The 12,463-nt window shown below is 71.0% G+C and carries 11 protein-coding genes; 8 read left to right on the forward strand and 3 right to left on the reverse strand.

The features are described 5' to 3' along the window. Positions 1-208 precede the first annotated feature (208 nt). The 3 genes from VR44_RS22230 to VR44_RS45195 all read left to right on the forward strand — a co-directional run bounded on the left by VR44_RS22230 (position 209) and on the right by VR44_RS45195 (position 2,968). Positions 209-1,189 carry a hypothetical protein gene (locus VR44_RS22230; protein WP_245692087.1) on the forward strand — a complete coding sequence of 327 codons (981 nt, stop codon included), beginning with the start codon at positions 209-211 and terminating at the stop codon, positions 1,187-1,189. Further along, a complete protein-coding gene (locus tag VR44_RS22235) occupies positions 1,186-2,538 on the forward strand; it encodes a hypothetical protein (protein ID WP_045949334.1) in 1,353 nt (450 codons plus the stop codon). The genes VR44_RS22230 and VR44_RS22235 overlap by 4 nt, the downstream gene beginning before the upstream one ends. A gap of 277 nt (positions 2,539-2,815) precedes the next feature. Then, positions 2,816-2,968 carry a hypothetical protein gene (locus VR44_RS45195; RefSeq protein WP_157880376.1) on the forward strand — a complete coding sequence of 51 codons (153 nt, stop codon included), beginning with the start codon at positions 2,816-2,818 and terminating at the stop codon, positions 2,966-2,968. Between the two features lie 112 nt (positions 2,969-3,080). Here the strand turns inward: VR44_RS45195 and VR44_RS22240 are convergent, their stop codons facing one another. Next, positions 3,081-4,598 (reverse strand): peptide MFS transporter, encoded by a 1,518-nt coding sequence (locus tag VR44_RS22240; protein ID WP_045949335.1) that lies wholly within the window; start codon positions 4,596-4,598, stop codon positions 3,081-3,083. A gap of 472 nt (positions 4,599-5,070) precedes the next feature. Here VR44_RS22240 and VR44_RS22245 point away from each other — a divergent pair, with 472 nt between their 5' ends. Both VR44_RS22245 and VR44_RS22250 read left to right on the forward strand, forming a co-directional pair. After that, on the forward strand, positions 5,071-5,748 hold the full coding sequence (locus tag VR44_RS22245; protein WP_042812873.1) for a response regulator transcription factor: 678 nt from the start codon (positions 5,071-5,073) through the stop codon (positions 5,746-5,748). A 94-nt stretch (positions 5,749-5,842) separates the two neighbouring features. Then, entirely contained in the window at positions 5,843-7,108 is a 1,266-nt protein-coding gene (locus VR44_RS22250) for an ATP-binding protein (RefSeq protein ID WP_045949336.1), read from the forward strand. 23 nt (positions 7,109-7,131) lie between these two features. Here the strand turns inward: VR44_RS22250 and VR44_RS22255 are convergent, their stop codons facing one another. Beyond that, complete coding sequence (locus VR44_RS22255) at positions 7,132-7,671, reverse strand: GtrA family protein (RefSeq protein ID WP_045949337.1); 540 nt, start codon at positions 7,669-7,671, stop codon at positions 7,132-7,134. A gap of 281 nt (positions 7,672-7,952) precedes the next feature. Between VR44_RS22255 and VR44_RS22260 the strand changes: the two genes are divergently transcribed. After that, a complete protein-coding gene (locus VR44_RS22260) occupies positions 7,953-9,092 on the forward strand; it encodes a 5-(carboxyamino)imidazole ribonucleotide synthase (protein WP_094191833.1) in 1,140 nt (379 codons plus the stop codon). Here VR44_RS22260 and VR44_RS22265 read toward each other — a convergent pair. Continuing rightward, positions 9,082-10,347, reverse strand: a complete 1,266-nt coding sequence (locus VR44_RS22265; protein WP_045949341.1) for an RNA-guided endonuclease InsQ/TnpB family protein — start codon at positions 10,345-10,347, stop codon at positions 9,082-9,084. The genes VR44_RS22260 and VR44_RS22265 overlap by 11 nt on opposite strands. Before the next feature lie 122 nt (positions 10,348-10,469). Between VR44_RS22265 and purE the strand changes: the two genes are divergently transcribed. Then, positions 10,470-11,006 (forward strand): 5-(carboxyamino)imidazole ribonucleotide mutase, encoded by a 537-nt coding sequence (purE, locus tag VR44_RS22270; protein ID WP_045949339.1) that lies wholly within the window; start codon positions 10,470-10,472, stop codon positions 11,004-11,006. Next, positions 11,003-12,181 (forward strand): dipeptidase, encoded by a 1,179-nt coding sequence (locus VR44_RS22275; protein WP_045949340.1) that lies wholly within the window; start codon positions 11,003-11,005, stop codon positions 12,179-12,181. Before purE ends, VR44_RS22275 begins: the two co-directional genes overlap by 4 nt. Positions 12,182-12,463 lie beyond the last annotated feature (282 nt).

Consider the following 12,463-nt stretch of genomic DNA (forward strand, 5'->3'; position numbering starts at 1 on the left):
GCGCGGCCCGCCGCGCGCGCGGCCGCCCGAGCCGGCGGGGGGCCCGAGCGGCCCGGCCGCATCCGAACCCGAGCTGACGGGAGCGTCCAGGTGAGCCGCACGCCCGGCCCGAGGGCCGTACGGGCCGTATCCCGCGCCGGGGCAGCACTGGCGGCCCTCGCCCTCCGTGTACGCCTCCGCCTCCGCGGCGGCCGCGGGGAAGCCGGCCGTGGTGCTCTCGCAGCAGGAGGCGGCCAAGGGCGCCGAGCTCACCGCCACCGGCACCGGCTGGCCCGCCAGGACCCTGGTCATGCTGCTGGTCTGCGGCCAGAACATGATCGGCGGCACCAACAGCTGCGCCAACGCCGACGGCGTGGCCGTCGCGGTCGCCGACGACGGCCGCTTCACGGCCCGGCTGCCGGTGGCGGAGCCGCCCAAGCCCTGCCCGTGCGTGGTGAACGTGACCTCGGTCAACGGCGACCGGTCCACCGTCGCCGTCCCGCTGAAGATCACCGGCCATCCGGTGGCCGACCTGCCCGCCGAGTCCGGGACCGCCCGGCTCGCGATGCTCACGGGCGTCCGCCTCAAGGGCGAGGACGGGGTGCTGACCTGGTTCGGGGCGCCGCCGTCGCGGAGGTTCACCGCCACGGTCGGCAACCTCGGCTCGGCGCCGGTCAAGGACCCGGTCTTCCAGCTGGGCACCGCGCACGGGGTGTTCGCCCCGCAGTGGGAGGAGGCCCGCTGGAAGGGCACCATCCCGCCCGGCGGCAAGGCGGAGGTGTCCCTGGGCGTGGAGCTGCCGGCGGGCGCCCACGGGGACTACACCGTCTCGCTGAAGTACGGGGAGACCGTCCTCGCCACCCAGCCGTGGGGGGTGGACCGGCCGTACGGGGTGCTGCTGTTCTGGGCCCTGCTGCTGGTGGTGATCCCGACGGCGCTGTTCCGGCTGGGCATGGCGGTGGTGGACCGGGTCCGCCCCCGCCCCGGGGCCGCCGGCCGCCACCGTGGCGCCGGGCCGGCTCCGGAGGGCGCCGCGGCGGTCACGGCCCGCCTCCCGAAGATCCCGGACGCGATGGCCTCCGCGCCCGCGCCGCCGGCCCTGCCGTGGTTCACGCCGGACCCGCCGCAGGAGGGGCCGCCACGGCCGCCGGGGCCGCCACAGACATCCGCACCGTCCGATCACAGTCCGACGACGAGAGGACCCCAGTGAAGACCCAACGGAGGGCGAGCGCGGCCCTGGTCGCGCTGCTGCTCAGCGGCGCGGGTGTGGCCGTGGCGGCTTCCCCCGCCCAGGCCGCCGAAACCACGTTCAAGGTCAGGTGCGTGCCGCCGGCCGGCGGCGGCGACCCGGTCGAGGGCGAGACCACCGCGCGGATCACCGCACCGGCCACGGCCAAGGTCGGCGACGAGGTCGACGTCTCGTGGGAGACGGTGAAGCCGGCGTCGAACAACACCGACCTGATGGTGATCCCGAAGGACTCGGTCCAGCCCACCGGCTGGCTCACCGCGAGCGACGGGGGAGGCGAGGCCAAGGTCGTCGGGGAGAAGAAGAACCCGGAGATCCCCAAGAAGGCCCCGATGGTCATGTCGGTCATGAAGGGCAAGCTGAAGCTGACCAAGGCCGGCAAGATCACCGTGACCCCCGGCAAGTACGAGGTGGCGGTGACCTTCCCCTTCGGCACCTTCGTCACCAAGTGCGCCCCGGTGGGCGAGGTGAAGGGCGGAGCCGTCATCGACGTCTCGGGCGGCGGAACGGGCGGCACCACCGGGGGCAGCACCACGGGCGGCACGACCGGCTCGACGACCACCGGCGGCAGCACGACGGGCTCCACAACGGGCGGCTCCACCACGGGGGGCTCCACCTCCGGCGGTTCGACCTCCGGCGGTTCGACCACCGGCGGCTCCGGCGGCCAGACCGACTTCCCCGGCAAGGCGGTGGACGTCACCTACGACTGCGGCGCCGTGGTGCCCAACGGGATCAAGACACCGGTGACCATCAGCGCGAAGAAGAACGGCGGCGACTACGCCCTCACCGTCAAGACCGCCAAGGGCGCCATGGCCAGCCCCATGCAGCTCCCGGCCGGAGCCCTCAAGCCCTCGATGGACATCAAGCTCGGCGGCGCAGACAGCGGCACCGTCAAGGTCACCGGTCCGGCCAACGCCGAGCCGATCCCGAGCGGGGCGCCCGTCAGCCTCACCGACATGACCGGCACCTACAAGCCCGGCAAGTCGGGCAAGGTCACGCTCACCCCCGACCAGCTGAGCATCGACGTCACGATGACCCCCGGCTCCACCCCGATCAACGTGCCCTGCAAGGCCACCGGCAGCGGGGTCTCCCTGGAGCTGGACACCACCGCCCAGCCCGGCGGCTCCGGCTCCACCACCGCCGGACCCTCCGCCGGCGGCTCCTCGGCCACCGCCTCCGGCGGCCTCGCCGAGACCGGCGCCCAGGACGACGGCGGAATCAGGGCCCTGGCCCTGATCGCCGGCACCATCGTCCTGCTCGGCGCCGCCGTCTTCACCTTCACCCCCTGGCGCCGCCTGCGCGGCACGAGGTAACCCCGCTCTCGGGCGGGAGAGGAGTGCGCACCCGTTTTCCGTCGCGGGTGCGCATTTCTCGCTCTGCCGGTTCTGACCGAATCGCCGACAGGATGTAGCTGGAATTCAAATCCCCGCTTCTGCGACGGCTGTCCTCGGAGCGCCCGCCGCCTCCGCGGCTCCGGCGGGCGGCGCCGCCGGTGGCTGCAAGGCCACCGCTGTCCTGGACGGCATGGGCCGCCCGAGCGCCACGTCCCGCTGCAGCGGCCAGTTTCCCTCGGGCGCCGCACATCGAGCCGTGATCACGTGCGATGTCGTCCAGGGTGCTCGCGAGCACGTCGTCCGGCGGACCTACCGCAGCGACTGGGCGCCCACCGGCTCGCCGGTAACCGTCGGCTGTGACACCAAGGCCTACCTGGCCGGTTTTTCCTCCGAAGTAAAGGGCGCCTGACGTCCCTGGAATTTCCGGAACGCGGGAATGTCCAAGAGGGTTTTCGGAAAATCCAAAAGGGGCGGCCCCGCACACCTTCAGGTGTGCGGGGCCGCCCCTTTTAGGCGGTGCGTCAGTGCACGTCGCCCATGAGCGCCTGGACCTTCTTGCGGTAGGCGTACACCGCGAAGCCGGCCAGCGCCGCGGCGGCGGCCTGGAAGCCGATCACCCACGTGCCGTTGAGGTCGACGCCGCCGATGGACAGGAGGCTGGTGGTGCAGTCACCGGCGGTGACCGCGAGGAACCAGACACCCATCATCTGGGAGGCGTACTTCTGCGGCGCCATCTTCGTGGTGACCGAGAGGCCGACCGGGGAGACGCACAGCTCGCCGATGGTCTGGATCATGTAGATCGAGACGAGCCACATCGGGGAGACCTTGGTGTCGCCCGTCGCCATGCCCATCGGGACGATGAAGACGAAGAACGAGGCACCGATCAGGACCAGACCCATCGCGAACTTCACGATGGTGTTCGGCTCCTGGTTCTTACGGGCCAGCCACAGCCACAGCCAGGCGAAGACCGGGGCCAGCGCCATGACGAACAGCGGGTTCAGCGACTGGTACCAGGTGGCCGAGAAGCCGAAGCCGAAGACGGTGTCGGCGGTCTTGTCGTCCGCGAACAGCGACAGCGTGGAGCCACCCTGGTCGTAGATCATCCAGAAGACGGCGGCGGCGATGAAGAACCAGATGTACGCGGTCATCTTCGACTGCTCGGCGCCCGAAAGCTCCTTGTCGCGCTTGATGCGCGCCAGGACGGCGACCGGGATGACCAGGCCGGCCAGCGTCAGCGGGACCAGGGCCCAGTTCAGGGTGTAGGCACCCAGGGCGACGACGGCGCCGTAGAAGACGGCGATGCCCAGGACGGCGAGGGCGACCTTGGTGAGGACGGCCTTGCGCTCCTCCGGCGTCAGCGGGTTCGGAACCTGGCTGCTCTTCGGGCTCAGGTGCTTGGTGCCGATCAGGAACTGGGTCAGACCCAGGGCCATGCCGACGGCGGCGAGGGCGAAGCCCAGGTGCCAGTTGTGCTCCTTGCCGACCGTTCCGACGACGAACGGGGCGACGAAGGCACCGAGGTTGATGCCGATGTAGAACAGGGTGAAGCCACCGTCACGGCGCGGGTCGTCCGGGCCGTCGTACAGGTGACCGACCATCGTGGAGATGTTGGCCTTCAGCAGACCCGAACCGGCCGCGACCAGGATCAGACCCACGAAGAACATCGCCTGGCCGGGAAGAGCCAGGGACAGGTGACCGGCCATGATCACGAAACCGGCGATCGCGACCGTCTTGCGGGCGCCCCAGACGCGGTCGCCGAACCAGCCGCCGGGCATGGCCATGAGGTAGACCATGGACACGTACACGGAGTAGATGGCCGTGGTCGTTGCCGCGGTCATGGCCAGACCGCCGCCCTGGCTGCCCGTGGCGGCGTCGGCGCCGCCCGAGACCAGGTAGTAGACGAGAAGGGCGCGCATGCCGTAGTAGGAGAAGCGCTCCCACATCTCGGTCATGAACAGAGTGGCCAGGCCACGGGGGTGGCCGAAGAAGGTCTTTTCCGGCGCCGGAGTCGCCGCGTCCTTCGTCAGGCTGGAAGCCATGGTCGATCCTTGCTTGCTCGGGACGCTCGGCTTCGTGAGCTGTTCAGCGCCCGGTGGGGGGGTGGCCGGCACCGGCGACGGATGTCCCACCCCACGCCCTGGGGTGTCGTTCCCCGCTGTATCGGGGTGACGGGGCAGCCGTAACCGGGATCCACGCCCTGCACGCCTCCTCGCGTGCCGGGCCCGGCCCATAGGTCATTCACTGTCATCTGGGTCGGAGGCAGCCGACCAGAGCAGAATTTGAGGTTCTCGGCTCGGATTTGAGCGCAAATGTCCCCTCGATAGTGCATCGGGCGTTCCGCCACCATACGACAGGGCACCGATGCATATGGAAGGGCTTGAGATATGGATCACAGGGAATCGGGGAACCGATCCGTCAAGTTCGAAGGCCGATAGTAGTCAATAACCCCAGTTCGAGAGGGGTATGCGGGCAGGCGCCTCCTTTCAGCCGCCGCGGACTACCATCACCCACATGACGCGTGTACTGCTCGCCGAGGACGACGCATCCATCTCGGAACCCCTGGCCCGCGCCCTGCGCCGGGAGGGCTACGAGGTCGAGGTCCGGGAGGACGGCCCCACCGCCCTGGAGGCCGGACTGCAGGGCGGCGTCGATCTCGTCGTCCTCGACCTGGGACTGCCCGGGATGGACGGCCTGGAGGTGGCCCGGCGACTGCGGGCCGAGGGCCACGGCTTCCCGATCCTGGTCCTGACCGCCCGGGCCGACGAGGTCGACACGGTGGTCGGCCTGGACGCCGGCGCCGACGACTACGTGACCAAGCCCTTCCGGCTCGCCGAGCTGCTGGCCCGCGTACGGGCCCTGCTGCGGCGCGGCGCCAACGACGCCGCCCAGGCACCCGCCACCCACGGCGTGCGCATCGACGTCGAGTCCCACCGCGCCTGGATGGGCGAGGAGGAGCTCCAGCTCACCGCCAAGGAATTCGACCTGCTGCGCGTCCTGGTCCGCGACGCCGGCCGGGTCGTCACCCGCGACCAGCTGATGCGCGAGGTCTGGGACACCACCTGGTGGTCCTCCACCAAGACCCTCGACATGCACATCTCCTGGCTGCGCAAGAAGCTGGGCGACGACGCCGCCAACCCCCGCTACATCGCGACCGTCCGCGGCGTCGGCTTCCGCTTCGAGAAGAGCTGACAGCCGGGAGCGCGGACCCGCGCAGACCTGGCAGACCTGCGCAGACCCGACGGAGCGACGGAGCGCGTTCGTCCGTTAGGGCATGCTCTAGGGCATGCGCCGCCGTCTGATCAACTCCACGCTCGCCGTGGTCCTCGTCGTGATCGCCGTGTTCGGGGTCTCCCTCGTCATCGTGGAGACCCGGACCATCACCAGCAGCGCCCAGGACCGCATCGGCTCCGAGGCGCTGCGCCTGCTGGGCGTCGTCGAGGCCGACGCCCTCGAACACCGGCGGGTGGAGGCCGGCGCGCTGTCCGAACAGCTGGACATGGGCACGTACGCCCGCATCACCGTCCCCGGACAGCCGCCCGTCGAGGTCGGCGAACGCATCCAGGACAGCGTCATCCGGGGCACCGCACGCGGCGAACAGGGCGAGGTCGTCGTCGTGGAGGAGTCCCGCTCCACCGTCACCCGCGAGGTCGGCCGCACCCTGGCCGTGGTCGGCGCGGTGGCCCTGCTGGCCGTCGTCGCGGCCGTACTCCTCGCCGTACGCCAGGCCAACCGGCTCGCCTCCCCGCTGACCGACCTCGCCGAGACCGCCGAGCGCCTCGGCTCCGGCGACCCCCGGCCCCGCCACAAGCGCTACGGGGTTCCGGAGCTGGACCGCGTCGCCGACGTCCTCGACGCCAGCGCCGAACGCATCGGCCGGATGCTCACCGCCGAACGGCGCCTCGCCGCCGACGCCTCCCACCAGCTGCGCACCCCCCTCACCGCCCTGTCGATGCGGCTGGAGGAGATCACCGTCACCGACGACCTGGAGACCGTTCGGGAGGAGGCGAGCATCGCCCTCACCCAGGTGGAACGGCTCACGGACGTGGTCGAACGGCTGCTGACGAACTCGCGCGACCCCCGCACCGGCTCCGCCGTCCCCTTCGACCTCGACGAGGTGGTCAAGCAGCAGCTGGAGGAGTGGCGCCCGGCCTACCGCAGCGCCGGCCGGGCCATCGTCCGCTCCGGGAAGACCGGCATGCGCGCCGTCGGCACCCCCGGGGCGGTCTCCCAGGTCCTGGCCACCCTCGTGGAGAACGCCCTCATGCACGGCGGCGGCACCGTCGCCCTGCGCACCCGCGTCACCGGCAACCAGGCCGTCATCGAGGTCACCGACGAGGGCCCCGGCGTCCCGCCCGACCTCGGCAACCGGATCTTCGAGCGGGCCATCAGCGGCCGCAACTCCACCGGCATCGGCCTGGCCGTGGCCCGGGACCTCGCGGAAGCGGACGGCGGCCGCCTGGAGCTCCTCCAGAGTCAGCCGCCGGTGTTCGCGCTCTTCCTCAGCCGCACCGCCCCCGAGCGCGCGGAGCCGGAGCGGACGGTCAGGTAGGCCTCAGCCCCTCAGCCCTCGGGTCAGCCCTGGTTGCCCGCCGGCTCCGGGGTCCGGGCGGCGGCGACGGGCACCGCCTCGTGCCCGTCGCGCTGCTCCACGACCAGCGAGGGCGCAGCGTCCGTCGGCAGGGCCTTGAAGACCCACGTCCGGTACGACCAGAACCGGAAGACCGTCGCCACCGCCATGCCGAAGAACTTGAAGATGTTGTTCTGCAGCGAGCTGTCCAGACCGAACCCGTACGTGGCGACGTAGAGCACACCGCTCTCGATGACCATGCCGATCACGCTGAACAGCACGAACAGGATCATCTCGCGGCGGCGGCTGCCCAGGTCGCGGTCACGGTAGGTGAAGTAGCGGAACCCCACGTAGTTCGTGATGATGGCGACCACGATGGCTATCACGTTCGCGCGGACCGTCTGCAGGTCCGTGGTGCTGCGCAGCAGGTTGAAGACGCCGAAGTTGACCAGGACGCCCGCGCCGCCGACCGCGCCGAACTTCACGACCTCCCGGGCGATGCCTCGGAAGCGCTCGGACAGCGGTACTGCGTTCGGCGTGCTCATGTGATGGTTCAGTCCCTGTCAGTCGTCATGTGAGTCGCGGGGTGGGTCGCGGGTGACCCGCGGGGTGACCCGCGGGGTGAACCGCGGGGCCGGGCCGTCAGCGCCCGTCCGGGCGCGTCACCCGATCTCGTCAACCCCACCATGTTAAGTGTCGCCCCGGGGGCCCCGCCGCGCCTCGCCACCCCTTGGGACACAACGCACACAAGGCCTCCGGCCCCCACCGGCGAGTCCCCGCCAGGCCTGCGTCCGTATGGCGGAATACCGCCGGATACCCTGGAGGTGTGACGTTCCCGGTAGTCGGCATGGTCGGCGGCGGTCAGCTCGCCCGCATGACCCACGAGGCGGGCATCCCCCTCGGCATCAGATTCAAGATCCTCAGTGACACCCCCCAGGACTCGGCGGCCCTGGTCGTGAACGACGTCGTCATCGGCGACTATCGCGACCTGGACACGCTGCGCGCCTTCGCGCGCGGCTGCGACGTGATCACCTTCGATCACGAGCACGTACCCACCGAGCACCTCCGGGCCCTGGAGTCGGACGGCATCCCCGTCCGGCCGGGGCCCGACGCGTTGGTGCACGCACAAGACAAGGGGGTGATGCGCGCCAAGCTCGACGAGATCGGCGCGCCCAGCCCCCGCCACCGGATCGTGAGCGATCCGGCGGACGCGGCGGCCTTCGCGGAAGAGGTCGGCGGCTTCCCCGTCATCCTCAAGACGGTGCGCGGCGGGTACGACGGCAAGGGCGTGTGGTTCGTCCGCACCCCCGAGGACGCGGAGGCCCCGTTCAAGGCGGGCGTCCCCGTCCTGGCGGAGGAGAAGGTGGACTACGTCCGCGAACTCGCCGCCAACATCGTCCGCTCCCCGCACGGCCAGGCCGTGGCCTACCCCGTCGTGGAGTCCATCCAGGTCGACGGCGTGTGCGACACGGTCATCGCCCCCGCCCCCAACCTCTCCGAAGCCCTCGCGGGCGAGGCCCAGGCCCTGGCCCTGCACATCGCCAAGGAGCTCGACGTGACCGGCCACCTGGCCGTGGAGCTGTTCGAGACCACCGACGGCCGCATCCTCGTCAACGAACTGGCCATGCGCCCGCACAACAGCGGCCACTGGACCCAGGACGGCGCGGTCACCTCCCAGTTCGCCAACCACGTCCGAGCGGTCCTGGACCTCCCCCTGGGCGACCCGCGCCCCCGGGCCCGCTGGACCGTGATGGCGAACGTCCTCGGCGGGGACTACCCCGACATGTACGCGGCATACCTGCACTGCATGGCCCACGACCCGCAGGTGAAGATCCACATGTACGGCAAGGACGTGAAACACGGCCGCAAGGTCGGCCACGTCAACACCTACGGCGACGACCTGGACGATGTGCTGGAGCGCGCACGTCACGCAGCCGGCTACCTCAGAGGAACGATCACCGAGTGACCTCGGCCCCTCCCTGCCGGGAGGGGGTTCCCACCCTCACAGGTGGGGTTTCCTGCTTCACCACGGACCGCCCCGGCCGAGAGGAGGACTCCCGTTGAGGTCTGACGCCCGCTCCACAGGCAGTGACCGCCAGCCCGGCGGCCAGAAGGTTGATCGCCGCGTTCTCGTCCCGGTCGTGGGTCGTCCCGCAGGCCACGCACGTCCACGTGCGTATGTCCAGGGGTACCGTCCCGGCCAGTGCGCCGCAGGCCGAGCACAGCCTGGTACTGGGGAACCAGCGGTCGACGACGATCAGCCTTCGCCCGTACCAGGCCGCCTTGTACTCCAGCATGCGCCGAAACTCCCGCCAGCCCGCGTCGCCGAGCGCTCGCGCGAGGCGGCGGTTCCCGAGCATGTCGCGGACAGCAAGGTCCTCGATCACGAGCGTTTGGTTTTCGCGCACGAGTCGAGTCGTCAGCTTGTGCAGATGATCCCGCCGCCGGTCGGCGATCCGGGTATGGATCCGCGCCACCCGGATGCGGGACTTCTCCCTGTTCTTGCTGCCCTTCTCCTTCCGCGACAGCGCCCGCTGGGCACGTGTGAGGCGCTCCCGATCCCGCCGTTCGTGCCGAGGGTTACGGATCTTCTCTCCGGTGGAGAGCGTGACCAGGGCCGTCAGCCCGACGTCGAGGCCGATCGCGTTCGTCGCAGGGGGCATCGCGGATGGGAAGTCCTCGCAGAGCAGGGAAACGAACCAGCGCCCTGCGGGGTCACGGGAGACCGTGACGGTCGACGGCGTCGTGCCTGCGGGCAGGGGTCTGGACCACACGATGTCGAGAGGCTCGGCCATCTTCGCGAGCGTCAGCCGCCCCTCCGCGTAGCGGAAGGCGCTGCGCGTGTACTCGGCACTTGCCCGGGAATCCCGCTTCGTTTTGAACCGCGGATGCTTCGCCCGCCCCTGCCAGAAGTTGACGAACGCCGCCTGCAGGTGCCTGAGCGTCTGTTGGAGCGGTACCGAGGACACCTCAGCCAGAAAAGCCAGGTCTTCGGTCTGCTTCCAGGCCGTCAGCAGGGCCGACGTCTGTTGGTAGCCCACTCGTTCCCGACCGGTCTCCCAAGCCCGGGACCGGACGGCGAGGGCAAGGTTGTAGACCTTGCGCACGCAGCCGAACGTCCGCGACAGCTCCGCTGCCTGCGCGTCGTTCGGATAGAAGCGGTACTTGAACGCCCGCTTCACAGGAGAAGTCCCCACGCCCCGGAAGCCAGGGGCAGTCATGATACGAACACAAACCCAGGTCACAGCATCGCAGAGCGGCATATCGCCGTCGCACGGTTCCGGGCCGTGGATGCGTTTCCTGCCCCGGCCGAGGCCGGATACACCCACGCAAGGAGATCGGGATGAGCACGTCCCCCGCAGGCCCCGTCGTAGGCATCGTCATGGGCTCGGACTCCGACTGGCCGGTCATGGAGGCCGCCGCCCAGGCCCTGGACGAGTTCGAGATCCCCTACGAGGTCGACGTCGTCTCCGCCCACCGCATGCCGCGCGAGATGGTCGCGTACGGCGAGCAGGCCGCCGAGCGCGGCCTGAAGGCGATCATCGCCGGTGCGGGCGGCGCCGCCCACCTGCCCGGCATGCTCGCCTCCGTCACCCCGCTGCCCGTCATCGGCGTGCCGGTCCCGCTGAAGTACCTCGACGGCATGGACTCGCTCCTGTCGATCGTCCAGATGCCCGCCGGGGTTCCCGTCGCCACCGTCTCCGTCGCCGGCGCACGCAACGCCGGCCTGCTGGCCGTCCGGATGCTCGCCGCGCACGACCCCGAGCTGCTCGGCCGGATGCGCGACTTCCAGCAGGAGCTCAACGACCAGGCCACCGAGAAGGGCAAGCGGCTGCGGGCGAAGGTCGCGGGCGCGGAGAAGTTCGGGTTCGGCAAGTGACCGCGGCGGACCTGCTCGCGCAGGCCCGGGAGCTCCTCACCGAGCACCCGGTCGTCGACGGACACAACGACCTGCCCTGGGCCCTGCGCCAGCAGGTCCGCTACGACCTCGGCCGGCGCGACATCGCCGGCGACCAGTCGGCCCACCTGCACACCGACATCCCCCGGCTGCGCGCCGGCGGGGTCGGCGCGCAGTTCTGGTCCGTCTACGTCCGCTCAGACTTCGCGGGCGACGAGGCCGTCAGCGCCACCCTGGAGCAGATCGACGCCGTCGAGCAGCTGATCGCCCGTTACCCCCGCGACCTCGTACGGGCACTGACGGCGGACGACATGGAGGCGGCCCGCGCCGACGGCCGGATCGCCTCCCTGATGGGGGCCGAGGGCGGCCACTCCATCAACAACTCCCTCGCCACCCTGCGCGCCCTGCACCAGCTGGGCGTGCGGTACATGACGCTCACCCACAACGACACCATCGACTGGGCGGACTCGGCCACCGACGCACCCCGCCACGGCGGACTCGCGGACTTCGGCCGCGAAGTGGTGCGCGAGATGAACCGCATCGGCATGCTCGTCGACCTCTCGCACGTCGCCGAGAGCACCATGCGCGACGCGATCGCCGTCTCGGCCGCGCCGGTGATCTTCTCGCACTCCTCGGCCCGGGCGGTCTGCGACCACCCGCGCAACGTCCCCGACGAGGTGCTGGCGCAGCTGCCCGCCAACGGCGGCGTCGCGATGGCCACCTTCGTGCCGAAGTTCATCCTCCCGGCCGCCGTCGAGTGGACCCTGGCCGCGGACGAGAACCTGCGCGCCCACGGCTTCCACCACCTCGACACCACCCCCGAGGCGATGGCCCTGCACCGGGCCTTCGAAGCCGGCCGCCCCCGCCCCGTGGCCACCGCCGCCACCGTCGCCGACCACCTCGACCACATGCGCGAGGTCGCCGGCGTCGACCACATCGGCATCGGCGGCGACTTCGACGGCACGGCCTTCACCCCGGCCGGGCTGGACGACGTCTCCGGCTACCCGAACCTGATCGCGGAGCTCCTGCACCGCGGCTGGTCCCGGGCCGACCTGGCCAAGCTGACCTGGTCCAACGCCGTACGGGCGCTGCGCGACGCCGAAGCCGTCGCCCGGGACCTCCAGGCCACCCGCGGCCCCTCGAACGCGGTGCTGTAGCCCGCACCCGTACGGGACCGCCCCCGGGGGCGGGGTCAGGGGGACACCCCCGGCCCCGCCCCTGTCCCGTACCGCCCCACCGCCCCGCCGGCGTACACCCGAACGCCACACTCGCCGGGCGGCACCCTCAGCCCGCATGTCACGGTGGCCCCATATCTCCCTGCTGCCGCCGAGACCGGAGCGAATCCCATGGCCGACCTGCAGGATGAACCCCACTCCGTGGGTGTCGGAGCCGAAGACGTCCCCGTCACCGCCCCCCTCATGGCGGGCGGATCCCTGGAC

The organism is Streptomyces katrae (assembly GCF_000966975.1).
Lineage (GTDB): Bacteria > Actinomycetota > Actinomycetes > Streptomycetales > Streptomycetaceae > Streptomyces > Streptomyces katrae.